Genomic DNA, 22,611 nt, shown 5'->3' with positions numbered 1-22,611 from the left:
AATGTCAGCAGAAACTTTGACCGTCGCCGTCATCGGAGCCGGAGGAAAGATGGGGATGCGCGTTTCCCGGAACCTCCAGAAGTCCAACCACACTGTCTTTTACAGCGAGAACTCCCCCGCCGGCCAGGAGCGCGTCCAGGCTGAAGGCCGCCAAATCACCGCCACCGATGACGCCGTCCAGGGCGCCGACGTCGTGATCCTTGCTGTCCCGGACACCGTCCTGGGCGTCGTCTCCGAAGGTGTGGTCCCGCAGATGAAGGCAGGCGCGATCCTCCTGACCCTTGACCCGGCCGCCGCCTACGCCGGCCTCCTGGCCAAGCGCGAGGACGTTGTCCAGGCCGTCGCTCACCCGTGCCACCCGTCCGTGTTCCTGGAGCGCACCACCAAGGAAGAATGGGCCGACACCTTCGGCGGCGAAGGTGCACCGCAGAACGTGGTGGCAGCCATCGACGACGACGCCCCCACCGCAACCCGTGACGCAGCCGAAGCCGTCATCCGCACCATCTACGCGCCCGTCATCGACGTACACTGGGTCACCGTCTACCAGCTCGCCGTCCTCGAACCCACCCTCGTGGAAACCGTGGCCTGCATGATCGGCACCCTGCTCAACGAAGCACTCCACGAGACCGTGCACACCGTCGGCGTCCCGGAGGCAGCCGCCAAGGCCATGCTGTTCGGCCACGTCCAGATCGCTCTCACCAACGCCCTGCGCGGTTCCAACCCGTTCTCCGAAGCCTGCGAAATCGCCATCCAGTACGGCAAGGACACAATCATCAAGGACGACTGGAAGAAGATCTTCGACGACTCCGAACTCGACAACGTCATCGCCAAGATGCTGAAGCTGGACGCCGTCAAGCGCTGATAGTGCCCATCCAGACGTAAAAAGAGCGGGCCGCGGCGATTGCTACGGCCCGCTCTTGAAGTCCCCACGATGGTCAGCTGAGTTTCGGGTGAGGAACTGCGCGAGGAGGCACCTTGTATATGGCAAAAAGCGTTCTGGATGGCACCGAATGGACCGCAACAGAGTTCGCAGGACTCCTTCCGGAAGAACAGAGAACAAATCGTCCGGAATTGGTGTGCCTGGCTTGTGACGGGCGCGCCGTGTTCCGAGCAGGACAGAGCCGTCAGCCCTCTTTTGCAGCCCGCCACCGGCAGGACTGCCGTTTGGTTTCGAGGCCATGGAGCGCCTTCAAATTCCTTGCAGCAGCAGGACAGGGTTCCCAGCTGTATTCCGCCGGAGTTCAATCCCCGGCGGTGAGTCCGCCAGCATGAGGGCTCGGGAACCCGGTTGCCGGGCTGCGGCGCAAGCCATCTTCTTGTCATGACCTAGCAGTCTTGACCCGAACCTGCCACGGTCCTGGCTACTCACGTCAAGGGAAGCGGGGCCTTCGTGAGTTCTCGCGTCAGCTCCCAGATTCGCCGCCCGTCTCCAGGGCTTCGCAGGCTGGAAAAAAGTTTCCGTTCCACAGGCAATCCGCCAAGCCCCCCGATGCCCCGCGGGCCGAAGAGTTTGCCACCTTGTTCGCCCGGTGTAGTGGCGGCCATCAGGGCGGACTGGTCGGCGCTCACAACTGTGCCCAGGATGCCGAGTCGGGAGAGAGCGCTGATGAGCCGGCGTGCGGGCACAGCGTCAACGCGGCCGATCTCGGGGCGGGCGGCGAGCAGGTTGGTGGGAGCGACTCCAGGGTGGGAGAGGTTCGCGGTTATGCCCCAGCCCTCGGCTTTACTGCGTCGGTCCAGTTCCAGGCCGAACAAGCCATAGGCAATCTTCGAGTGAGAATAGGCGGCCATGCCGTCGTAGCAGTGCTCCCCATTCAGGTCGTCCCAGTTCACCGCACCGCCGTTAGCGGCGATGCTGAGCTGCAGCGTGACGCGCGCGCGTCCTTCTTGGAGCAGCGGCAGGAGATGGCCGATCAGCGCTGCATGGCCTAGATGGTTGGTGCCGAACTGCAGCTCGAACCCATCGACGGTGGTCTGCCGGACGGGCGGATTCATGACACCGGCGTTGCCGATGAACACATCGATTGGCTTGCCTTCCTCACGCAGCGTTGCACCCAGTGAGGCAACGGATTCGAGCGAGGAAAGGTCCAAGGAGCGAAGTGAGACATCGGCTTGCGGAGCCCACACACGGATAGCTGCGAGGGCTGCCTCGCCCTTTTTGGGGTTCCGGACAGGAAGGACGAGTTCGGCTCCTGCAGCGGCGAGCCGGGAAGCAATGGAGAGTCCCATGCCGTCGCTGCCGCCGGTGAGGACGATGCGTTTGGCGCTGAGGTCGGGGACGGTGATGTCGTTGGGACGGCGTACCACGATGGCTTGCTCCTTTTTCCAGGTAAAGAGGTCTGCACCCAGCATCAGGCATACCTCCTGAACCTATCCACGGCCTGACGATCCGTGGCTCAGAGTCATTGGCTACGGTACAAAGGGTGTAATAAGGAGGGGCATATGCTGATCGATAGGGCCGGGCTGGCGGCGTTCCTCCGCCACCGACGTGCGGCACTTCAACCTGAAGACGTCGGGCTTCCTCGCGGGCAGCGCCGGCGAGTCGAGGGACTGCGTCGCGAGGAGATGGCGGCGCTGTGCCACATGTCGACCGACTACTACGCCAGACTCGAACGCGGCCGCGGCCCACAACCCTCCGAACAGATGATGGCAGCGATCGCCCTGGGTTTGCATCTCGGGCTCACCGAACGTGACCACCTGTTCCGGCTGGCTGGGCATTTGCCGCCGGTCCGCGGTGCATCGCGGGAGGAATACATTGCCCCGGGGTTGCTGCGAATCCTCGACCGCCTCGACGACACACCGGCTGAGATCGTCACAGAGCTCGGTGAGACGCTGCGCCAAACACGGATGGGGGTTGCCCTCACCGGCGACCTGACCAGCTTCCGTGGCCCGGCCCGAAGCCTGGGCTACCGATGGTTCACCGACCCATCCACCCGAGACCGGTACGCGCCAGACGACCATGACCAGCTCTCACGGGTTTTCGCGTCGGGGCTGCGTGAGATCGTCGCCAAGCGGGGTACCCGATCGCAAGCGGAACGCCTCGCAGGACTGCTGCTCAAGGAAAGCGAGCTGTTCCGCAGATACTGGGATCTGCAGGAAGTGGGGGTCCGGCCTTCGAAGGGGAAGCGCTTCCTTCATCCGGAGGTAGGACTGCTCGAACTGGAGTGCCAGACACTCCTTGACCCCGACGAATCCCACACCTTGCTCGTCTACACCGCAGAGCCCGGCGGCGACAGCTACGAGAAGCTCCAACTCCTCTCCATCATTGCGGGCTCCCTGCCCTGAGCCACACCGATGCGGTGGGGGTTAGCTTCCTTGGGCATCCTGCCGGGCTGTCCCGGCCTCTGAAGTCCAAGCTGCTCCCAAGCGGCCCGCTGCTGTCATGCGCGGTCTCTACGGCGACATTCACCTGCCCGTCAGGCTGGTGGCGCTCCGGTGGGCGGGGTTCCACCCGATCCGCCGCCTGGTGGCATTCCCCCACTTGGGGCGCCGCCAGCGCTTGGGGTGGTGGCTGTATCTACGGCGGCGGTGAGTGCGACGTGGTAGCCGGAAGAGGTGTCGCCGGTAACCTGCGCGAGTTGCAGCGCACCCCCATCGTCGCCGAAGACGTTGTCCGAGGTCAGGCTTACCTGGGAAAGGTTCGAGCTTGAACCCTTGTATTCAGGCAACGCGTACACCTTTTCGCTGATGTCCTGGGGCAACGCGACCAATGCTCAGCACAAAGAATTACCCCGCCGTTCCGGAGATTCTGAAGCTCGTCGCGGACTTTCAATTCCCGCACCTCCGCGACCAGCTCATGGCCGACTTCCCCGGCATCGACGAACAACCGGAACACGTGCTCTTCGCCCTAACCAATACAGGACCAAGCTGGTCACGCATCGAATGGGCCAAGGACCTGCTCCCTCACACATACATACGGACCAGCCCCGAACACGCAGCGCCCATCCTCACCACGATCGGCTACATCAACTGGTGGGAAGGCAGGGGGTCCAAAGCCCATCAATATCTCCAGCTCGCCCTGGACACCGCCCGGCTACCGCTTCGCACGCCTCACCGACCACATGCTCGGCGTCGGCATCATCGCCGGCTGGAACACCACCAAAAACACGGCCTACCGCAACAACGTCGACATGCCGTGACTCCTCGGCAAGGCGGCGTCAACCGATTTTCCGTGCGTTCCTCCCTGCGATCAGACGCTGTTCCGGTCCGACGTATCGTCCAGATGAGGCGGCTGTCGGCGGCCATCGGGACACCCCTGTCAAGACGGGCCGTCGAAGACATAGTGGGAACTTCGGCGGCCCACCGCACCGGCTAGAGCCGGACGGTGGACCACGCCTGATCGTAGATGTCCAGGGCCGCTTCGATTTCTTCGGCAGAGACGAGACGGCGGGTGGGCAGCAAATCACCGGACTCTGCCGATTCCGCTCACCGTCTGGCGTTCGCGGGGAAGACCAGGACAGGGCGTTCAGGATGCGGCTACGCCCCGGAAACCCCGCCAGCTAAAACGGATTGCGCTCGTCCGACCCGGCGCCGTTCTGGTCCGCTGCCGGGCGTCATGCCTGCTACGTCGGCGGACTTCGTATTTCATCTCAGCAGGTAGCTCGTCTGCCCTCCTGACGTCTTGGACCGGAACCTTCGAGAACCACGCTCGTGAAGCGTCACGCCACGACACTTGACGGCACTAAAAGGTAGCGAACTATCAAAGTTCGCCGCCGAAGAGACCGCCGATACAGACCATCAAGCCGCCTACGGCTCCGACGCCAGTACGGCGGCGCTCCGGCACCTGAAACACACGGAATGAGGAAAAGATGCGGGGAACGAACAGTTTCAGCAAGAAGGTGCTGTTCGCAGGCCTGGGCTTCCTGCTGGCTTCGGCGCTGATGGCTCCGGTGCCGGCAATGGCTGCCACGCATGAGGCCATATCTGCAGGGGAATCCCGAGCCAAGGCTTCCAACGACGGCACCGCTTATCTCTCCTCGTCCATGGAGACGATCCAGGGCCAAAAAGTCATTCGATTGAGCGCTATCCGCGCAAAGTTCGACATAGCCGCAGACGGGACGCTGCTCGCAAGAGATGCCCGGGGCCATGTTCTGGAAAGGACCGGCGTCAAGGCTAGTGTGGCCGGCGTCGACTACACGTTGTCGTTCGAGCTCTCATCGAACCGGAAACAAGTAGATGTCTATTTTCACCCCGCGAATGGCGCATCCCCTGCAGTCCCAACGCTCAGGATAAATCAGGGATGTGCTTTCAATAACCTCCTCTGGGGGTTGGGTACTGGGGCGCTCACCGGGGCCGGCGCGGGAATCCCTGGGATGTTTATCGGCGGTTTGACCGGAGCGATCTTCTCTGGAATTCAAAGTGCAACAAGCTGCTGAGATGTCCGACCGCAACACGAAGGCAGCGAAACAGCGAGCGCTCTGGCTTGGTTGCGGGCTCCTCGTGGGACTAATAAGCCTTGGAATCCGATACCTGCTCGGGGACTCTCAGAACACGCTCAGCGCCACAATAACTGTGCTGATTCCCGTAGTCGCTGCGCTCTTCGCGTCGTTCATCGTGAGGAACACCGACCGCTAGAAGCATTGTTTGCCATCGGCCCGCCAAACAACAACAGGAAGCGGTGCTGCCCGGCCGATGACGCCGGGGAGCATGGCTTTCTGCCGTGACTCACCCGATCGAAGGCGCCATCTATTCAATGGCTAACCACACAAAGAAAGATCTACACCGTTGGGGAAGTTCTGCCATTGGCGTCGAGCAACCGCTTGAGGGTCTCGGCTTCAGAATGGGAGACGAAAGTCAGGCCTTGGGCCTTGTGTGTTTTGGGGCCCCGCCAGCGGACCATGAAGGACTGAGAACCGTCCTTTTTGGTGCGTGTGGAGATGCTGGGCATGCACAGAACGCTACGCCGCTGTACACACTTTTAGGGGTTTTGTACACAGTCAGGGGCCATATAGGCCCCTGACCTGCAACAATACAGTGCCCGAGGTGGGAGTCGAACGCGATTCCCGGCCTCGGGAATGCTGGTAAGTCGCGGAAACATGCGTAATCCGGGGCAGTCCGGTGGCTGTATGGGGCAGTCCGGGGTGAAAAGTGTGGACATGTCCACACACTTCTTTTGCTCAGGGCACCAACCCGGAACAGCTCTTCGGGGTGGGGTACGCGGCCTGCTTTCACTCAGCTCAACGTGTCGTGGCGGACAAGGCAGAGGCCGACCTGAGGGATTCAGCAGTTGCGGCAAAGGTGCATCTTGGGCAACTGGACAACGCTGCTTATGGGCTGGCCGCCGAACTTGAGGTCGCCTTGCCAGCACTTGACCTGGCTACGGCCGAGGCACTGGTCGCGGAGGACCACGAAATTTGCCCCTACTCGAACGCCGCCCGTGGCAACACGATCGTGGATATCAGCGTTCTGGAGTATGCCTAGAGCTGCGGCTTGTAGGCCCAAGAGACGAGACGAGCAATCGCCCGCTGGCTTCGCACCCAGGTCCAACAGACCTCCCACGCAACCTAACGTCAAACCGGCCGGCACTTCCGCTCCCTAGGGTGACGGAACGTCCATATTCGGCGCTTCAAACGAGGCAGGGGGCTTGAGAGGAGCGGAAGTCGGCGTCGAGGAGGTATCGCGCCCATAACCAGAGAATCCGAAGCTCTGCATGGCCAGACGGAGCGCCATGCGTAGCCACGACGTCGCATCGCGGTGCAGGCATTGGTGGCCGTTGTTCATCGGCTTGACGGCATCAACACGGCTACATCCCGGATGGTCCCGCTGTCTGGGATTAGTCCTGCGAGGTTGCGGCGTCGAGGTGGGACTTGGCAATCTGTTCCAAGTGCGTCAGGTCCGAGGCGATGGTAGTGAAGGTGTAGCCCTGCGCCAGGCGCTGGGCAGCGACGGAACCTGCGGGTGTGTGGATGCCGGCGGCGATGCCTGCGGACGCTGCGGCTTCGGCGATGGTCTCGAGGGCGGCGTTGAATTCGGTTTCGACTGCCGGGTCCCCGGGGAACGCGCCCCCGACGGCGATGGCCAGGTCGGAGGGGCCCACGTAGATGCCGTCCAAACCGGGCGTGCCGCAGATTTCCTTGACGTTGGCCAGCCCCTCGGGTGTCTCGATCATGGCAAATACCATCGTGGTGGCGTTGGCTTCGGAGGGCTTGGGTCCCACCCGCAGGGCTGAACGCATGGGTCCGTAGGAACGGCCACCCAGCGGCGGGTACTTGGCTGCCGCCACGGCCGCGGCGGCATCGTCGGCGTCGTTGACGAGCGGGACGATGACACCAACAGCCCCGGCGTCCAGCGCCTTACCTATCGCTGTGAAGTCGTTGGCCTCCACCCGGACCATCCCGACGGCGGTGTGACCGGCGTCGATGGCCATCAAACCGTTGAGGACACCCGAATAGCCCAGCAGGCCATGCTGGGCATCCAGGGCCACGTAGTCGTAGCCGAGCCGGGCGATACGTTCGGTGGCCACGGGCGCATCCAGAACTACCCAGTAGCCCACCGCCTGCTCACGGGCGCGGATCTTGCGGGCGAATTCGAGGGCCAGTTCGGAGGTCATCAGAGTCCTTCAGTTCGTGATTAGCGGTTTCGGTAGGAAGTCAGCGGTTGTAGGCGGGCATCGGGCCGCGCAGCGAGGTGCCCACGGCGTCACAAGCTTCCACCACATCGGCCGGCAACGGCCCGTTGGCTACGGCGGCGATGTTGGCGCGGAGCTGTTCCACTTTGGAGCCGCCCAGCAGCATGGAGCCGACACCATTGCGGTAGGCGAGCCAACGTAGGGACAGCTCGGCCAGCAGCATCCCGGCGTCGGAGGCGATACGGGACAGTTCGCCAATGGCATCGAACAGCTGCTTGTTCCAGTACCGCTGCGTGTACATTGCGGCGAGCTTGGAGTCGCCGTAGCGGCCCTCGGTGGGCTTGGCCTCGAAGCTGTGCTTGCCAGTGAGCAGGCCACCGCCGAGCGGGTTGTAGACCATGGTGTGCACATGGTGGGTGGTGGCGAATTCGAGGTATTCCTCTTCCAGCCGGCGAGCCACCAGGTTGTAGAGCTGCTGCGCAACGACGGGACGCGGAGCCCCGACCTCACGGGCTGTGTGCACCACGTCGGCGATCTGCCACGCGGCGAAGTTGGACACGCCCAGCGCACCGATCTTTCCCTCGGCCACCAATTCGGCAACGGTGCTCAGAGTGTGGTGCAACGACGCTGCCCGGTCCGGCTGGTGCAAGTAAAACAGGTCGATGCTATCCACGCCCAAGCGACGCAGGCTGCCTTCGACGCTTGCACGCAGCCCCTCCGGCGAGAGCGGCGAATGGGAGCCGTGGTCCGCGTGCGGCATGCCGGCCTTGGAAGCCAGGATGACCCCGTCGTGCTTGCCCTTCAAGAGCCGGCCGAGCATCTCCTCGGTGACGCCGCCGACGTAGGCATTGGCAGTGTCGATGGTGGTGATGCCGGCATCGAGTGCTTCCTCCACCATGCGGCCTGCGGTGGCTTCGTCAGCGGTGTCGCCGAACGTCATGGTTCCCAGGACCAGCCGGGAGATGGGGAGTTTCAGGCCGTCCACCTGGGAGCCTTCGGGCTGGATGCTCATGCTTACATTCCTCGTGTCCGGTTGATTGCTTGTCCAGGAAAGGGGTGGTGCCTGTGCGTGGCGTTTCGAAGTGGGCATACGGTCCCGATTTTGTGCGATGTTGCATAGTCGCTTGTTGGGCGGCTTCTGCCTAAGACGTCACGGACGGGGACTCCGCTGACGTTCAACGGTTTTGCCGTTGGATTGCGGCCGAAAAGGTTCGCAGGTCCAGCATCGTGGTCACCAGGGCCAGGGGGCTGAGCGAGGCGAAAAAGAGAAGTGCTGGTGCTGTTGCCTGAAGGTATGACAACCCGATGAAAACGGCTGCGATGGCCAGCGTCGCGAAGGGCTGGGCCAGTGCCAGCATCCATGCGGCTCGTATGAGCCGGATCCCGCCCGCCTCGACATGAGCGGCAACAAAGGGCAGATGGATGAGCATCGCACAAAACATTGATGCCACGATGACCATGCCGTAGAAGGCCACGGATCCGGCAATGCCCGGCAGTGCACTGCTGATCCACAATGCATAGGCGAGGAGGGCCGCGACCACAGCGAGGGCCCAGCCCAGGGCGTTGGCTCGCCAAAAGCCGTTGCGCCAGGCTGCGGTCATGGCGCGAATCGAGGACTGGTCGCGTGTCTCAGGGTGGACAAACCACTTTCGCATCACGATGTACACCGCACTGGTTGCGGGGAACAGGCCGAAGACCACTCCCCCGGCAAGGGTAAGTCCGATCCAGAGCAGGTTGAGAAGGGACAGGCGCCAGATCCACTCAATGACGGGGTTCGCCAGGGAAGTGGCTGCCTTGAGGCCGGAATGGCGGGTGGACTGAGTTTGGAGTGCCATGGCTTCAGCCCTTGATCGCACCGACGAGGATGCCCTGCTGGAAGTAGCGCTGGGCATAGGGATAGAACGCGAGGATGGGCACGATGGCGAAGACCATGGTGACCGCCGCGATGTTCTGGGGCACCAACTGGTGTCCGCCCATTGTGATCTGCTGGAAGGACGTGGCATTCGTGTCAGTGTTCAGCAGCAACCGGTAGAGAACGAGTTGGATCGGGGCCAGTGTCTTGTCCTGCAGATAGATCAGTGGGACGAGGAACGAGTTCCATATTTGGACCGCGTAGAAGATGCCGATTGTTCCGAGCAGGGGCCGGGAGAGCGGTAGATAAATCCGCCACATGGTCTGCCAATCGTTGGCACCATCAATCACCGCGGACTCTTCGAGTTCGATGGGAATGTTCTTCAGAAAGGTTATCGAAATCAAGAGCAGGAACGTACTGAACCCGAAAGGGATCACCATGGCCAGCCAGTTGTTAACGAAGCCGAGCTGGGAGTTGATCACGTACGTCGGAACGATGCCGGCGTCGAAGACCCAGGTGATGAGGAACAGCATGACGATCGCCCCTGCCCCGCCAAGCCTGGTCTTGGAAAGGGGGTAAGCGGTGAGGTAGGTGATCGCCACAGAGAACGCGACACCGACTGAAGTATACAGAAGCGAGTTCAGCAGAGAACGCAAGATCCCGAGGCGTTCGTTCGTCAGGACGTACTTGTACGTCTCAATGTTGATGGCCTCGGGCACGAGCACCACTTTGCCCGCGTTGACTGCGGAACCGTCCGAGAGTGAGACAGCAAGGATGTACACGAAGGGATAAATGCAGGCCGCGACAATGGCAAACAGAACGGCCAGGTTCACGATGTCGAACGCCGTCAGCTTCCGTCGGCGCCGCGTCCGAAGGCTGGAAGGCTGCTTGTTGGGGCGGAGGGTGAGAGTCATTAGAAGAGCCCCGATCCGGTGAGTCGCTTGGTGATCCGGTTCGTGCCGAGCACGAGGATGAATGCCACGATTCCTTGCAACAGGCTCACTGCCGCCGCGTAGCTGTACCTTGGGAAGCCCTCTGAGGCGAAGGCGAGGCGGTAGACGTAGGTCTGGAGCACGTCGGCTGTGGAGTAGGTGTTGGGGTTGTACATGAGAAGAATCTTGTCCACGTCCACGGTCAGCACCTGGCCCAATGCCAGGATCAGCATGACGACCATCATGGGAACCAGTGCTGGTAGCGTCACGTAACGCATCTTGCCGAATCGGCCGACGCCGTCCATCTCCGCGGCCTCGTAAAGGGACGTGTCGATGGCAGTCATGGCTGCGAGGTAGATGATGGTTCCGTATCCGAACGTTTGCCAGACATTGAGCCCAATGTAGAGGGGCCGGAACCATGCTGGGTCGGTGAGGAAGGAAATGGGTTGGCCTCCGAAGTTCTTAATGATTTCGTTGACCAGGCCGCCTTGCGGGGAAAGCAGGGTGTAGAGGATTGAGACCAGAACTGCGGATGAGATGAGGTAGGGGACAAAGCTCATGGTCTGGATGAACTTGCGGGCGAAAGTGAGTCGGACTTCGTTGAGGAAGAGCGCGAAGATGATCGGCGCGGGGAAGCTGAAAATCAAGGTTCCGAGCGCCAGAGTCAGGGTGTTGCCGATGAGCCCGGGGATCTGTGGGTCGTTGATGATGGCCTGAAACTGTTGCAGTCCAACCCAGGGGCTGCCCCACAGGCCAAGGAATGGGCTGAAATTCTTGAAAGCGATAACAAGGGCAGTTACTGGCGCTATCTTGAAGACCGCCAGGTGGATAAGGCCGGGGACAAGCATGAGATAGAGCCACTTGTTCCGGAGGAGGCTGCGCTTGCCGCGCCGACGGCTCTTTGCTGGAGCCGTCGGCGGAGCGACGCGTTTTCGATCGAGAAGAGTCATGATGGTGCCTGGTCCGTCTCTGGCTTCACTTCTGCAAAGCTTCATAGGCGGCCTGATCAATGGCCACAATGTCCTTGTAGCCCTTCGCCGTGGCCTCGTCCAGGAAGGAGTTCCACTGGTCCATGCCTTGCTTGCCCTGCACGAACTGCGCAATCTGGGCGGTTACGAAGGGGTCGACGGCTGCTTTGAGTGAAGTCCGCTTGTCGAGTTGTTCTGCGGTGTACGTCAACGTCGGAACAACCTTCACAGAGTTGTTGAAGTATTCAGGGGCGAAGGATTTGGTCTGCGGGTCCATCCACTGCTGGTATGCCTCGTCATCCGCCGGTGTCGGGAACGTGAGTCGTTCCTGAAGGAAGTTCCATGCCGGTGTTCCTACAGGCTTGTTACCTTCGGTGGTGAAGTCGGCCGTGTATTGGGGTTTTCCGTCCACCAGTTTGTAGGACTGCCCTTCGACCCCATAGTGCATGGTGGTCTGTCCGTCCGGGCTGTACAGGTAGTCAAGGAATTTAAGAACCTGCGGGGCCTTGTTTGACTTCGCGCTAACGGCCAGGACCCGGTTGGTCTGGTAAATGCTGGTCGGACGCTGACCGGGTTGGCCATCGCTGGTGGTGAAAGCCGGCAGGACATCGACTGCATATGCGGGGTCGTTCTTGGGACCGCCGTTCTGCATGAACCATTGCGGGCGGGTGAAGAAATCATCTGCGACGGATGCCTTGCCGGTGAGCATCTTTTCCTGCCAGGAATCCTCTGTATTCGAGCCGTTCACCCACTCGGGGTCGACAAGACCACGCGAGTACAGGTCCCGGTACCACTCGATTTCCTTCTTGAAGTTCGGAGAGAAGAGATCCTGTGCGGAGCCACTGTTGTAGGCGCCGTGAACCTTGCCGTCTACGATGCTGTCCTCAGCCCCGAAGGCATAGTTGAACTTGAGGAAGGAATCGCGGCCAGAGAGCGGATAGTAGTTCGGAACTTTCTGTCCGTAGAAGTCCTTGAGCTTCTGTAGCTGCTCCGTGAATTCCTCAATGTTCACTGAATCCCCCGGCGTGACACCTGCTGCTTTGTACATGTCGGACCGGTAGAAGGTGACATGCGAGAGTTTAGGCTGCTCTGCCATGAGGCCGAAGATCTGGCCACTGGAGTTCGTGACCAGGTTGCGGTACTCGGGGTTCGAGTCGAGGTACTTCTGAATGTTCGGGGCGTCCTGCTTGATAAGAGGGGCAAGGTCCTGGAAGGCGCCCTGTGCGCCGTAGACCTGCGACTGGGCGTAGGAGGAAATCACCGCGTCCTGCACATCGCCGGAGGTCATGGCCAGGTCGAGCTTCTGGTAATAGCTGTCGTTGGCGCCGCCGTCGACAAGGTCAACATTCACGCCGGACTGCTTCTGTGCAGCCGGGAACCATTCGAGGTCCTTAAGCCAGTCCTGGTACTGAGTAGCAAGCCGGTATGAGAAGCCCCCGCCGCTGGCGCTCGAGTTGCCATCCGACGCCCCCGGGGTGCACGCGGCGAGCGCCGCAAGGAGGGCGGCCGACCCGGCAACCGCGGCCATTTTCTTGATTGAAGTCTTCAACGCACGTCCTTGTGTTGGGGGAGGTTCGTTTCTACGCATTGCGTGTCAACGTGTGAGTGGAACCACTCTAAGTCAATAAAGTGCGTGTTGCAAGCAATCCTGCTTGCATGATTCGCGCAACTCGGGGATCTGGTGGACAGCTCGCACGGAAGCTCCTGCGAAATCCGCGCGTCCGCGGGGCCGCCACTGCCTAAACGTCCAACACCACAGCAGATGCACATCGCGGGCAGTCTGGTGCCGGCGATGTGGATATCGAAGCAACGCCTGCCGGGCGAACGGCGACCATGCGCGGGCTGGTTCGCAGCAGGGGCACGGGACAACGGGCATGCGGCGGCTATGGCCTTCAGGAAGCGGCAAGCGTCCCTCATCCATGGAGAAGTCAGCGGTTAGCGCCGGGGATTGCCGACCGTTCGCCGTTTGAGGCTGTCCGTCGTTGTCCAGGTGGACAGCCTCCGTCTTTATGGATCCTCTTGGACCGGGCTATTACGCGGCATGCGCATTATGAAGACTGATCCCGGACCTACGGCGCAGGAACGACTTCCACGTTGACGCCCTGCCCGCGAAACTCGCTGAGCACGTCAGGAGCGGCCGTCCAATCCGTGACGATGGTCCAGTCGCTGTTGTCGAAGCGCGCCGAGTACCGATACGTCCTGGTTCCCAGCTTGCTTGCATGCACAAGCACGTAGACCCTCCTGGCACGCCGTGCCATCACCTCTTTGAGGCGGGTCTGGGCAAGGTCGGCCTCGATAACCTCGCCCGTAGGAAGTACGCTGTCGGCCCCCAGGAAAGCGATATCGAATGACATTCTTTCGAGTGTGGTCTCTGTCAGCGGACCAATGAAGGAATCGCTCGTGGGTCGCAGGTGCCCGCCGAGGCAGAACACATCCAGGTCTGCCCTGGCATGTATGTGGTTCAGTGCAACAAGACTCGGGGTGGTAATGGTCAGGCCTGAGTCCGCCGGCAGTGAGCGCGCGACTAAAGCGCACGTTGAACCGGCGTCAAGGAGGACGCTGTCTCCCCGGCCGATTTGTCCCACAGCCCAGGAAGCGATAGCGGCTTTCTGGTCGTAGGCTTCGCGGCTGCGGGCGGCGAGGCTGCTCTCCACTTGGCCGACCGTGGCGATTGCGCCGCCATATGTCCTCGCCAAGCGGCCGCTGCTGCTCAGGAGGGCAAGGTCGCGGCGGACGGTGGATGGCGTGACGTTGAACCTGCGGGCGATGGCGGCGACATTTGCGACGCCCATCTCGCCGGCGAGTTGCACAATGCGTTCACGTCGTTCGCGTGCGGACAGCGACTGCATGTCACGCTCTCCGTCATTTCTGTCTTCTGTCACTACTGTTCCATTTTCTTTCACATGATTAGTCTAGGGTCACCATTGTTGCGCAAAACGCGCTACTATGACTGGACACAACGCGCACTTAGGGAGCAAGCATCATGCATAGCCAAGATCTAGCCAGCGGTACCTCCTCGGAAGCCACGCAAGTACTGGCCTCCGAGCTGCTTCCAACCTCAGCGCGGGAGAACCATGCGTCCTTTATCACCGGGCTTGGCGGCGGCACCCTGGCATGCGTCTGGTTTGGCGGAAGCGCCGAGGGAAAACCAGATGTCGACATCCTCATGTCAACGCTCGACCCCGACGGTAGCTGGGCGGAAGACCGGGTCGCAGCAGCAACACCCGGACGATCCGACCAGAACCCTGTCCTCTTTGCGAGCCCCACCGGCGAACTGATCCTCTTGCAGACAGCGCAGGTCCTGGGAGCTCAGGACACCTCGCGAGTCCTTCTCCGTCGATCCAACGACCGCGGCGCTTCTTGGTCAGACCCGGTCGAGATGCCGGGCGATCCCGGCCTGTTCATCCGCCAAGCAGTCGTCGCCATCTCTCCCACGCGCTGGCTGCTGCCTGCCTTCCGCTGCCTGACACTTCCAGGTCGACAATGGCGCGGATCGGCGGATGTGACCGTTGTTCTCATCACCGACGATGCCGGGAAGACCTGGCGCGAAGTGGAGGTTCCGGAGTCCACAGGGCTGGTACACATGGCCGTAGTGCAGCGATCCGGCGGTCGGCTCGTAGGCTTTTTCAGAAGTCGCTGGGCCGATTGGATTTACCGGACCACTTCCGATGACCAAGGCGAGACTTGGTCTGTACCGTCGCCGACGGAGGTGCCGAACAACAATTCATCGATCGCCGTTGACTCCCAAGGCGCCTCCAGTCCGCTGCTTCTCGTCGCTAACCCGGTTTCGGCTCCCGACGAAGCCCACGAAGGTGACGATGATGAGCAGTTCACCGAGGGAAAGTACACGGCACCCGGATCGCGGCAGCCACTGACAAGACATGCCGTGTGGGGAACCGCCCGGCTTCCCCTGACTCTGCTGCGCTCAGACGATGAGGGGCTATCGTGGCGTCCAGTCCTCAACCTGGAAGACAGCCGGACGCTCGCTGCTGCCGGAATAGCCGAAACCGAAGGTGAATACCGCGGCCTCGAGGTGTCTTACCCCAGCATCTACATCGACGACGCCGGGACGGCCCACGTGACCTACTCGTACCGACGAAACGCGATCAAATACGTAAGCGTTCCAGCCAACGTGTGGGGGCAGTGAACTCCCGGCTTTGCCCAATCACTCACCCTCAGGTAGCGCGTAACACGCAGTCTCTGTATCCCGTTTAGCGCAAAGATGTCATGATAACTCCAAGACCTAACCGGCATGGAAAACCAAACCAGCCGACCGCTCGCTGAGAGGAGCAATGTGGCAACCGTGTATGTCCAGGCCGACGATTTCTCCGGCGCCGCCGAGGTGGGCTCCTGTTTTGCCGAGCACGGATTCTCAGCGCAGGTGCTACTGGGCGTCCCAGATGTCGGGCGCACCAGTTCCAGGCCGGCCCCCCAGGTGATCGTCGCCGACACGCACTCCCGAAGGCTTCCCGCAGCCGCGGCTGAGGCGCTGGTGAAGAACGCTTTCTCCAGCCCCGAAGCCACCGGCGCTCCGGTGCTCTTCAAGAAAATAGACTCCCTGTGGCGCGGCAACGTCCGCGCCGAAGCTTCCGCGCTGACCAGCCTGGGTTTTCACGCCGTCGTCGCAGGCGCACTCCCCCAGCTACAGCGTTCAATCGTGGCCGGCCGGGCACTCATCGCCGGCACCCCCCTGCCTCAAACGAACCTTTGGCAGGCAGAGGCTTCCCCTCCGCCTGCTGATGTTGCCTCTCTATTGCGCCCGCAGAATCCCGATTCGGTGAAAACACTGGATCTGGCCAACGTCCGGTCCCGCTCACTGTCCACCACGCTGGCCGGGCTCCTGAACTACGATCAGCCCCAACTGGTAGTGGCTGACGGCGAAACAGTGCAGGACCTGGCGCACGTGGTGGACGCCCTCGTTGAACTGCATTTCCACGCCGGCGGACGCCGGGTAGTACTGGTGGGAACCGGCGGCGCTGCCACGCTCCTCGCAATACGCCTGACAAAAACTGCGCAACCGGCGCTAGAGGTGCCAGCAGCGGATCCAGCCACGATAGAACCGCAAGCATCCGCAAGACCGGTACTCGCCGTCGTCGGCTCCGCCTCCACGACTGCACAATCCCAACTGGCCCAGCTGGAAAACCGTGGCTTCACAGTAGTCCGGCTCCTGGTCCACGGCGGCGCCACGGATGCAGATGGACCCCAACTAACCCTGGCTTCGGCCACGCTGAAGGCCGGCAACCATGTCGCCGTCACGGTATCGGAAGCCCAGATAGTCCCGGCGAAAGCACCAAGCATTGTCAAGGCCCTTTCGCAGTTCGCCGCGGAGGCTACAAAGGCAACCCCAGCTGACTTGATCCTCACAGGCGGCGAGACAGCCAGGGAAGTCCTGAACACCATAGGCCGCACCAGCATGGTCCCACTCACAGCCGTGCAGCACGGCGCGGTGCTGGGCCGCGCCGATGACGGGACGCTGGTGGGCACCAAGCCCGGCAGCTTCGGCGATGACCTGGCACTCGTGCAGCTATATGACGCCATCCTCCGCTACCGACCGCCGAACCCACACGCTTCCCTCATCCCTACCAAACTTCCCACGAACCTGGAGCAACAATGACCGAGGAAACAAACGAAAACCTGACACTGCCCTACGTGGCCGTGACCATGGGCGACGGCGCCGGCATCGGCCCGGAAGTCATCGTGCCTGCCGTCCTTGACCACGGGATCCTGCAGGAATGCCGGCCGGTCGTGATCGGCGACCTGTTGCGACTGCGGCAGGCCGCGGACATCCTTGGCATCGATGCCGACATACAGGCGATCGAAAACGTGGAGGACGCGGAATTCACTCCGGGCCGGGTGAACGTGATCGACCTGGCATTGCTGCCCGAGGACCTGAAATGGGGCCAGCTCTCCCTCTTGGCCGGGCATGCCGCATACGAATACATCCGAGTGGCCAGTGAACTGGCAATGACCGGAAAGGTGCAGGCCATTTGCACCGCGCCGCTGAACAAGGAGGCCCTGCACGCCGCCGGTCACATCTACCCCGGGCACACCGAACTTCTGGCTTCGCTCACAGGCACCGAAGAAGTGTCCATGATGCTCTCCACGCCCAAGATCCGAGTGATCCACGTGACCACGCACATCGGCTTGGCCGACGCCATCCGAAAAATCAACCCTGACCTGGTGCAGCGCACCATCCGGCGAGGCTACGAAGCGCTGGTCCGGGCAGGCATCCCAAACCCGAAAATCGGTGTATGCGCCATCAATCCCCACGCGGGCGAGAACGGCCTGTTCGGCCAAGGAGAAGAAGCGGAAAAAATCGAGCCTGGGGTACAGGCAGCGCAAGCAGAGGGAATCAATGCTGTAGGCCCACTCCCGGCGGATACGCTCTTCTTCCTGGCCGGTCGGGGCGACTACGATCTGGTAGTTGCCATGTATCACGACCAGGGACACGGCCCAGTGAAGGTGCTGGGCATCGAAGCCGGAGTGAACATCACCGTAGGCCTGCCCGTCATCCGCACGTCGGTAGACCACGGCACCGCCTTCGACATCGCAGGCAAGGCAATCGCCGACTCCCGTTCCATGGTTGAAGCCCTCCATCAGGCCGCAGAGATGGCCACCCGCCCATCCATGGCAAGGTAACTGGCTAATTCACGCCTACACCATAAACAGACTGGTCCCGGGCACGATCGCGAACGCGAACACTCTACCGGGCAGTTGTGCCGCGCCGGTTTCCGCATAGCAAGCACAGCTATGACCGCCACCGCCGACGTGTAAATGTCCCACACAAAACAAAGGCCCAGCGGCGCATCTGTGACAGCTTCGAACACCCTCGGCTGTCGCAGGCGCCAACTTTTGTCACTTGACGCATCCCGGACGAACGTGACGGTGCACTGCCCTCTCGATCAGGACGCAACCCGCCATGAGTCCGAAGCCGTCAAGAATGGCGACCATCGGCTTCGGCCTGGCCACAGACCTGGAGAGCCTGCGGCAGGTTTTGAGATCGAAACCTTCGCCGGTCAGCGCAAACTCGCCGAGTCAAGACGGAAACCACCAAATGGAGTCGCAACAACAACCGCAATGGATCCCCATTACCAACACCCACGAGCCGCCAAACCATGGCATCTACGTGCTTGCAGTCATCTCGAATAGCCAGTCCCGGGTCTACGCCCTGGTAAACCGGAGGCAAGCACGAACATTCCCGCTAGCAAATGGATGGCAGCACTTCCCAAGCTGACAGGAGGTGCTAAAACACCACGGAGAAGACTACGCCCAATGCGTGCGGTGAAGGCTCGCGAGCCAGACCGTAGCACTTCCAGAGACATTGATACGCCAGGTCTCTCCTTGTTGGCCCGATCCGAGACGGCCCCTTCTTGTCGTTGTGAATGACGCGCTCCTATGAAGCTGCGCGAGCAAGAATTGCGGAGCAGCCCTACCCCGCCGAAAAGCAGACTTAAGTGAGCACATGTTCACACGCACTTTGAACGGCCAAATACGACGCGCCGGCTTGCGGCAGGGAACAAAAACGAACCGGCCCACGAAAAATATTCATAGGACTTTTCTGAAAGTCATGTCATCGGCACACATGCTTCAACCATGAAGAAGTGATCGGCACCAGGGACCGACGACACACCAGGAAGGAACGCACGAATGACCCCACATCCCCGCAAGCGGAGCGCCCACACGCCAGGACGCTAACCCCGCTCCCCCACCCAAACTGAACAGGCCGCACCCGGCGGCCAAGCACTATCCGGGACGATGACGCAGAGGCTCACGCCAAGCTTTGTCCACACTTAAAAGCAAAAACCCCCTCTGACGAGGGGGTATGCCGTGCCCGAGGTGGGACTCGAACGCGATTCCCGGCCTTGTCATTGCTGGGAAGTGGCGGAAACATGCGGAATCCGGTCCAGTCCGGCGGCTGTACGAGGCAGTCTGAGCTAGAAGGTGTGGACATCGTCCACACCTTCAGTTCCGCTGCTGCACCTGGAGGGAACGACACTTAGCGGCGTGGCACGGGAGCGGCTTGCCTCGTCGAACCAGCTAATTCGACAGGTGGCGATGGAATGCCGCCCTCAGCTCAACCATGGCTCCCACTGCGATCAGGTCTGCCATCACAGCATGGTGAGTCACTGAGTTCGGAGTTGGGTAAGCCTGTTGGAGGTTGGTCATGCAGATCATCGATTCGGTGGCCAAGGTTGCGTAGGCACGAAGTAGGCGCGAGTTCCCAGGCGCGGCGACAAGAGCGGTGTGGAACTCAAGGTCCAGCCTCTGCACGCGTGCCCAGTCGCCCTCTTCTGCTGCTTGGGAAAGGCTGGAGGCAATGGACAGGAGCTTGTCCGCTACCCATTTCCGCTGTGGAGCGGGTCGGGCAATTATCAGCTCGGCTGCACCGAGCTCGAGGATCTCGCGAACACCGAAAATCTCATCAACATCCTTGGGCGTGAGTTCGACGACGAACACCCCGCGGTTTGGTTTGCTTACCAGCAGGCCCTCCTGACTCAGCCGCTGCAAGGCTTCACGAAGGGGGCCACGGGAGAGGTTCAGCTGAGTGGAGACGTGCGTTTCGTTGATTTGCTGGCCGGGCGCGAAGTAGCCATCGATGATTCGTTCGCGGAGTTGGGCAGCGATTTTTATGGACGTCGACTGCGGGGTCATGGGCGCAATACCAGCCGGATCTTTCATCAAGCTTCCTTCCTGCCAACAGTCCCGTGGTCGCAATCTACAGCAATTGTAAATCGTCAACAATCTACTTTCTTACAAACCCTAGGTTTCTCGGTATAGCTGTTATACAGTTTCGGTGTGATCATCGACACAGTGACCGTTGCGGACGCCGTCCGCTCGCGCTTGGAGCGGAGCCTCCTTGCCGGGGATTATCCCGCCGGAGCAGAAGTCAGAGACACCCACGTCGCTCAGCAGCTCGGGGTGGCACGACCGACTGCTCGGGTGGCGGTTCAGGCGCTGATCGCCGACGGATTCCTCGTTCGGGAAAGCGGTAAGAGTGCCAGGGTGCGCAGTTTCACCCCGGAGGACGTCGCCGACATCTTCCGCGTTCGACGGCTCATCGAGTTCGACGCGGTTGTCAGCGTCTGTAGAGACGGCGACACCGCCGGCATCGCCGCCTCCTTGGAAAAGTTCGCCGCCGTCAAGAACGACCAGGATTGGGAATCGGCAGCGCAGGCCGATATGTGCTTCCACTCCGCAGTGGTTGCCGCAGCCCAATCCCCCAGGCTCAGCAGCTTGTTTCAAACCATTTCCACGGAAATCCGGCTGCTCATGGCTCTGCTTCGCACCCATTACCCGCGCATTTCTACACTGCGGGATGAGCATGCCGGGCTTCTGGAAGCGTTGAACGCTCGAGATCCCGGGCTCGCCCTCCGGCTGTGGGCGGTGCACTTGGAGGACGCAGAAACGTTCCTCAGCCAGCGAATCGGCGAAACCATGCTTAGCACCTAACCCGCTGCCAGTTCCCCGCAGCGGGACCTCAGGTCGGAGCCTCACAGCACGTTCATCACCTCCTAGGCCGCCCTCGAGGCAGCCACTCCCCTCACAACGCTTCTCGTTGTGTTCCATCATGTCCCCGCGAATCCTTGACCGGGGCTGACTCGTTGCGCCCCTTTCATAGGCCGCTACGCCGCGAGGCTGACGGGCTGATTTGTGCTGCCCAGAAACCCCGAACACCGTTTCATCCATCACACCGGAAGGCACTCCATGAAATTCACCACCCAGGCGACCCGCCGCACCGTTCTCTCCGCGGCAGCTGTCGCGGCAGCACTGGCATTGTCGTCCTGCAGCGGGGCGACCACCGCTTCTACAGCCGGCGGCAAGAAGACCATCACCATCGGCATTGGAGAGGAAGCCCCCTTTGCATTCACTGATCCGGCCAGCAGCAAGCTCGCTGGTTTGGACGGGGAAATGCTCCGGGCCGTCGCAGAATCCAAAGGATGGGAGATCAAAACGTTCGTCACCGACTTCGCCACCCTGATCCCGGCCCTGAATGCCAAAAAGGCCGACATCATCGTCGATGGCATGTTCATCACCGACAAGCGCAAAGAACAAGTCAACTTCACCGACCCGCTCTACCTGCAGCCCGAAGGAATGATTGTCCCTGCAGGCTCGACCCTTGCCTCCAAGGAAGACGTCAAAGGTAAGGTCATCGGCGCGCAAACCGGCACCGTGTACGGCGAATGGGTCAAAACCCTGGGCGGCAGTGACGTGAAGTTCGTCGACACCCAAGCAGCCCTCATCACCGCCGTCGAGAACGGCCAGGTCGACGCCGCGTTCACCGACTCCGCGGTCATCGGCTACAGCTTGGTCCAAAAGCCCAACTCCAAGATCAAGCTCGTTACCCCTTACGAACCGCACTTCCAAGGCATCATCGGCGCCGGCGTACGCAAGGAAGACACCCAACTGCTCACCGACCTGAACGCCGGCCTTACGGAATTGAAACAGTCTCCGCAGTACCTGGAGATCCTCAAGAAGTACGGCCTCGGCGAAACCAACGCAGCCAAGTAGTCCGCCAGGGGTGGCCGGCAACGGCGCCGGCCACCCCAGCAACCAACAGATCTGGATTACCAATGGATTTCATTACCCGTACGCTCTCTGTGTTCCCCCAGTTGATCTCGGCCGTCCCTGTCGTGCTGCAACTGGCCTTCGGTGCCATGGCCCTGGCCCTCGTTCTTGGCTTGCTCATCGCCCTGGCACGGCTTTCCACCTCGGCCCCGCTCAAAGCCATCGCGACCACCTTCGTTGAAGTCATGCGAGGCACGCCGTTGCTCGTGCAACTGGTGTACATCTTCTTCGTCCTGCCAAGCCTCGGCGTCGAGATCCAGCCCGTCCCCGCCGGAATCCTCGGCCTGGGGCTGAACTATGCGGCCTACCTCTCCGAAGTGTTCCGCTCGGCAATCCTATCCGTGGAACACGGCCAGACCGAGGCCGCCCTCTCCCTGGGATATACCCCGACCAGCACCTTATGGAAAGTGGTCATCCCACAGTCGTTCGTGGTCTCCCTGGCCCCAATCGGCAACTACTTCATCTCCCTGATCAAAGACACAGCCCTGACCTCCGTGATCGCAGTCGCCGAAATCCTCAAGACCGCGAACATGATCAACAGCCAGACCTTCCAGACCACGGAAATCTACACTGCCGCAGCCCTCATGTACCTGATCATCAGCCTTCCCCTTTCCAGGGCCGTGGTTGTACTCGAAAGGAAGGTTCGCGCCAATGCCTGAACCAACAGTCATCAGCATCAACGACGTGCACAAAACCTACGTCGTCGGATCCAAAGCCACACTCTGG

The 22,611-nt window shown here is 61.3% G+C and carries 23 protein-coding genes and 1 pseudogene; 13 read left to right on the top strand and 11 right to left on the bottom strand.

Annotation, left to right across the window (positions count from 1 at the left end; translation table 11 throughout):
• The first annotated feature begins 1 nt into the window (after nucleotide 1).
• Together ACFVSI_RS01655 and ACFVSI_RS01650 are read left to right on the top strand one after the other, a co-directional pair.
• Complete coding sequence (locus ACFVSI_RS01655; protein WP_387819244.1) at nucleotides 2–862, top strand: phosphogluconate dehydrogenase C-terminal domain-containing protein; 861 nt, start codon at nucleotides 2–4, stop codon at nucleotides 860–862.
• Between the two features lie 119 nt (nucleotides 863–981).
• The gene (locus ACFVSI_RS01650) at nucleotides 982–1,272 is read left to right on the top strand and encodes a competence protein CoiA family protein (RefSeq protein ID WP_387819242.1); all 291 of its coding nucleotides are present in this window, start codon (nucleotides 982–984) and stop codon (nucleotides 1,270–1,272) included.
• A gap of 93 nt (nucleotides 1,273–1,365) precedes the next feature.
• Here the strand turns inward: ACFVSI_RS01650 and ACFVSI_RS01645 are convergent, their stop codons facing one another.
• A complete protein-coding gene (locus tag ACFVSI_RS01645; RefSeq protein WP_387819241.1) occupies nucleotides 1,366–2,352 on the bottom strand; it encodes an SDR family oxidoreductase in 987 nt (328 codons plus the stop codon).
• 93 nt (nucleotides 2,353–2,445) lie between these two features.
• Between ACFVSI_RS01645 and ACFVSI_RS01640 the strand changes: the two genes are divergently transcribed.
• Nucleotides 2,446–3,285, top strand: a complete 840-nt coding sequence (locus ACFVSI_RS01640; RefSeq protein WP_387819709.1) for a helix-turn-helix transcriptional regulator — start codon at nucleotides 2,446–2,448, stop codon at nucleotides 3,283–3,285.
• A 131-nt stretch (nucleotides 3,286–3,416) separates the two neighbouring features.
• Here the strand turns inward: ACFVSI_RS01640 and ACFVSI_RS01635 are convergent, their stop codons facing one another.
• Nucleotides 3,417–3,668: a hypothetical protein gene (locus ACFVSI_RS01635; protein ID WP_387819239.1), complete on the bottom strand. Its 252-nt coding sequence runs from the start codon at nucleotides 3,666–3,668 to the stop codon at nucleotides 3,417–3,419.
• A 41-nt stretch (nucleotides 3,669–3,709) separates the two neighbouring features.
• On the opposite strand from ACFVSI_RS01635, the gene ACFVSI_RS01630 reads away from it, so the two are divergent.
• The 3 genes from ACFVSI_RS01630 (at nucleotide 3,710) to ACFVSI_RS01620 (ending at nucleotide 5,574) form a co-directional block, all read left to right on the top strand.
• Entirely contained in the window at nucleotides 3,710–4,315 is a 606-nt protein-coding gene (locus tag ACFVSI_RS01630; protein WP_387819238.1) for a hypothetical protein, read from the top strand.
• 493 nt (nucleotides 4,316–4,808) lie between these two features.
• Nucleotides 4,809–5,375 carry a hypothetical protein gene (locus tag ACFVSI_RS01625; RefSeq protein ID WP_387819236.1) on the top strand — a complete coding sequence of 189 codons (567 nt, stop codon included), beginning with the start codon at nucleotides 4,809–4,811 and terminating at the stop codon, nucleotides 5,373–5,375.
• Between the two features lies 1 nt (nucleotide 5,376).
• Nucleotides 5,377–5,574, top strand: a complete 198-nt coding sequence (locus tag ACFVSI_RS01620; RefSeq protein WP_387819234.1) for a hypothetical protein — start codon at nucleotides 5,377–5,379, stop codon at nucleotides 5,572–5,574.
• A 142-nt stretch (nucleotides 5,575–5,716) separates the two neighbouring features.
• Here ACFVSI_RS01620 and ACFVSI_RS01615 read toward each other — a convergent pair whose 3' ends face one another.
• Nucleotides 5,717–5,887, bottom strand: a complete 171-nt coding sequence (locus tag ACFVSI_RS01615; protein ID WP_387819233.1) for a hypothetical protein — start codon at nucleotides 5,885–5,887, stop codon at nucleotides 5,717–5,719.
• A gap of 230 nt (nucleotides 5,888–6,117) precedes the next feature.
• On the opposite strand from ACFVSI_RS01615, the pseudogene ACFVSI_RS01610 reads away from it, so the two are divergent.
• A pseudogene (locus tag ACFVSI_RS01610) lies at nucleotides 6,118–6,420 on the top strand (Ohr family peroxiredoxin); the annotation flags it as partial.
• 352 nt (nucleotides 6,421–6,772) lie between these two features.
• Here ACFVSI_RS01610 and ACFVSI_RS01605 read toward each other — a convergent pair.
• The 7 genes from ACFVSI_RS01605 to ACFVSI_RS01575 all read right to left on the bottom strand — a co-directional run bounded on the left by ACFVSI_RS01605 (nucleotide 6,773) and on the right by ACFVSI_RS01575 (nucleotide 14,201).
• A complete protein-coding gene (locus ACFVSI_RS01605; protein WP_387819231.1) occupies nucleotides 6,773–7,549 on the bottom strand; it encodes an HpcH/HpaI aldolase/citrate lyase family protein in 777 nt (258 codons plus the stop codon).
• A 40-nt stretch (nucleotides 7,550–7,589) separates the two neighbouring features.
• Nucleotides 7,590–8,579 carry an aldo/keto reductase gene (locus ACFVSI_RS01600; RefSeq protein WP_387819229.1) on the bottom strand — a complete coding sequence of 330 codons (990 nt, stop codon included), beginning with the start codon at nucleotides 8,577–8,579 and terminating at the stop codon, nucleotides 7,590–7,592.
• 163 nt (nucleotides 8,580–8,742) lie between these two features.
• Nucleotides 8,743–9,402: a YesL family protein gene (locus ACFVSI_RS01595; protein WP_387819228.1), complete on the bottom strand. Its 660-nt coding sequence runs from the start codon at nucleotides 9,400–9,402 to the stop codon at nucleotides 8,743–8,745.
• Between the two features lie 4 nt (nucleotides 9,403–9,406).
• On the bottom strand, nucleotides 9,407–10,333 hold the full coding sequence (locus tag ACFVSI_RS01590; RefSeq protein ID WP_387819226.1) for a carbohydrate ABC transporter permease: 927 nt from the start codon (nucleotides 10,331–10,333) through the stop codon (nucleotides 9,407–9,409).
• A complete protein-coding gene (locus ACFVSI_RS01585) occupies nucleotides 10,333–11,301 on the bottom strand; it encodes an ABC transporter permease (RefSeq protein WP_387819224.1) in 969 nt (322 codons plus the stop codon). The genes ACFVSI_RS01590 and ACFVSI_RS01585 overlap by 1 nt, the downstream gene beginning before the upstream one ends.
• Nucleotides 11,302–11,326: 25 nt before the next feature.
• Entirely contained in the window at nucleotides 11,327–12,868 is a 1,542-nt protein-coding gene (locus ACFVSI_RS01580; protein ID WP_387819222.1) for a hypothetical protein, read from the bottom strand.
• Between the two features lie 520 nt (nucleotides 12,869–13,388).
• Nucleotides 13,389–14,201 carry a DeoR/GlpR family DNA-binding transcription regulator gene (locus ACFVSI_RS01575; protein ID WP_387819220.1) on the bottom strand — a complete coding sequence of 271 codons (813 nt, stop codon included), beginning with the start codon at nucleotides 14,199–14,201 and terminating at the stop codon, nucleotides 13,389–13,391.
• Nucleotides 14,202–14,302: 101 nt separating this feature from the next.
• Between ACFVSI_RS01575 and ACFVSI_RS01570 the strand changes: the two genes are divergently transcribed.
• From ACFVSI_RS01570 to pdxA, 3 genes are all read left to right on the top strand, one after another.
• Nucleotides 14,303–15,466: an exo-alpha-sialidase gene (locus ACFVSI_RS01570; protein ID WP_387819218.1), complete on the top strand. Its 1,164-nt coding sequence runs from the start codon at nucleotides 14,303–14,305 to the stop codon at nucleotides 15,464–15,466.
• 147 nt (nucleotides 15,467–15,613) lie between these two features.
• Nucleotides 15,614–16,933: a four-carbon acid sugar kinase family protein gene (locus ACFVSI_RS01565; RefSeq protein WP_387819216.1), complete on the top strand. Its 1,320-nt coding sequence runs from the start codon at nucleotides 15,614–15,616 to the stop codon at nucleotides 16,931–16,933.
• Complete coding sequence (gene pdxA, locus ACFVSI_RS01560; protein WP_387819214.1) at nucleotides 16,930–17,958, top strand: 4-hydroxythreonine-4-phosphate dehydrogenase PdxA; 1,029 nt, start codon at nucleotides 16,930–16,932, stop codon at nucleotides 17,956–17,958. Before ACFVSI_RS01565 ends, pdxA begins: the two co-directional genes overlap by 4 nt.
• A gap of 1,398 nt (nucleotides 17,959–19,356) precedes the next feature.
• Here the strand turns inward: pdxA and ACFVSI_RS01555 are convergent.
• Nucleotides 19,357–19,998 carry a GntR family transcriptional regulator gene (locus ACFVSI_RS01555; protein ID WP_387819213.1) on the bottom strand — a complete coding sequence of 214 codons (642 nt, stop codon included), beginning with the start codon at nucleotides 19,996–19,998 and terminating at the stop codon, nucleotides 19,357–19,359.
• A gap of 117 nt (nucleotides 19,999–20,115) precedes the next feature.
• Here ACFVSI_RS01555 and ACFVSI_RS01550 point away from each other — a divergent pair, with 117 nt between their 5' ends.
• From ACFVSI_RS01550 to ACFVSI_RS01540, 3 genes are all read left to right on the top strand, one after another.
• Nucleotides 20,116–20,769 (top strand): GntR family transcriptional regulator, encoded by a 654-nt coding sequence (locus ACFVSI_RS01550; RefSeq protein ID WP_387819211.1) that lies wholly within the window; start codon nucleotides 20,116–20,118, stop codon nucleotides 20,767–20,769.
• Nucleotides 20,770–21,024: 255 nt separating this feature from the next.
• Nucleotides 21,025–21,828, top strand: coding sequence for a transporter substrate-binding domain-containing protein (locus ACFVSI_RS01545; RefSeq protein WP_387819210.1), 804 nt, complete (start codon nucleotides 21,025–21,027; stop codon nucleotides 21,826–21,828).
• 62 nt (nucleotides 21,829–21,890) lie between these two features.
• Complete coding sequence (locus ACFVSI_RS01540) at nucleotides 21,891–22,544, top strand: amino acid ABC transporter permease (protein ID WP_387819208.1); 654 nt, start codon at nucleotides 21,891–21,893, stop codon at nucleotides 22,542–22,544.
• Nucleotides 22,545–22,611: the final 67 nt, after the last annotated feature.

It is taken from the genome of Paenarthrobacter sp. NPDC057981 (assembly GCF_042886835.1).
In the GTDB taxonomy this organism is placed as follows: Bacteria; Actinomycetota; Actinomycetes; order Actinomycetales; family Micrococcaceae; genus Arthrobacter.
The sequence above is the reverse complement of the archived record's forward strand: the minus strand, read 5'-3'. Positions and strand labels throughout refer to the sequence as shown.

Excerpts from the sequence above, each read along its gene's own strand:
- ACFVSI_RS01540 (WP_387819208.1), top strand. The coding sequence starts at position 21,891 with ATGGATTTCATTACCCGTACGCTCTCTGTGTTCCCCCAGTTGATCTCG.
- ACFVSI_RS01605 (WP_387819231.1), bottom strand. The coding sequence starts at position 7,549 with ATGACCTCCGAACTGGCCCTCGAATTCGCCCGCAAGATCCGCGCCCGT.
- ACFVSI_RS01545 (WP_387819210.1), top strand. The coding sequence starts at position 21,025 with ATGAAATTCACCACCCAGGCGACCCGCCGCACCGTTCTCTCCGCGGCA.
- ACFVSI_RS01625 (WP_387819236.1), top strand. The coding sequence starts at position 4,809 with ATGCGGGGAACGAACAGTTTCAGCAAGAAGGTGCTGTTCGCAGGCCTG.
- ACFVSI_RS01590 (WP_387819226.1), bottom strand. The coding sequence starts at position 10,333 with ATGACTCTCACCCTCCGCCCCAACAAGCAGCCTTCCAGCCTTCGGACG.
- ACFVSI_RS01620 (WP_387819234.1), top strand. The coding sequence starts at position 5,377 with ATGTCCGACCGCAACACGAAGGCAGCGAAACAGCGAGCGCTCTGGCTT.
- ACFVSI_RS01615 (WP_387819233.1), bottom strand. The coding sequence starts at position 5,887 with ATGCCCAGCATCTCCACACGCACCAAAAAGGACGGTTCTCAGTCCTTC.
- ACFVSI_RS01630 (WP_387819238.1), top strand. The coding sequence starts at position 3,710 with ATGCTCAGCACAAAGAATTACCCCGCCGTTCCGGAGATTCTGAAGCTC.
- ACFVSI_RS01645 (WP_387819241.1), bottom strand. The coding sequence starts at position 2,352 with ATGCTGGGTGCAGACCTCTTTACCTGGAAAAAGGAGCAAGCCATCGTG.
- ACFVSI_RS01600 (WP_387819229.1), bottom strand. The coding sequence starts at position 8,579 with ATGAGCATCCAGCCCGAAGGCTCCCAGGTGGACGGCCTGAAACTCCCC.
- ACFVSI_RS01650 (WP_387819242.1), top strand. The coding sequence starts at position 982 with ATGGCAAAAAGCGTTCTGGATGGCACCGAATGGACCGCAACAGAGTTC.
- ACFVSI_RS01585 (WP_387819224.1), bottom strand. The coding sequence starts at position 11,301 with ATGACTCTTCTCGATCGAAAACGCGTCGCTCCGCCGACGGCTCCAGCA.
- ACFVSI_RS01570 (WP_387819218.1), top strand. The coding sequence starts at position 14,303 with ATGCATAGCCAAGATCTAGCCAGCGGTACCTCCTCGGAAGCCACGCAA.
- ACFVSI_RS01655 (WP_387819244.1), top strand. The coding sequence starts at position 2 with ATGTCAGCAGAAACTTTGACCGTCGCCGTCATCGGAGCCGGAGGAAAG.
- ACFVSI_RS01595 (WP_387819228.1), bottom strand. The coding sequence starts at position 9,402 with ATGGCACTCCAAACTCAGTCCACCCGCCATTCCGGCCTCAAGGCAGCC.
- pdxA (WP_387819214.1), top strand. The coding sequence starts at position 16,930 with ATGACCGAGGAAACAAACGAAAACCTGACACTGCCCTACGTGGCCGTG.
- ACFVSI_RS01555 (WP_387819213.1), bottom strand. The coding sequence starts at position 19,998 with ATGAAAGATCCGGCTGGTATTGCGCCCATGACCCCGCAGTCGACGTCC.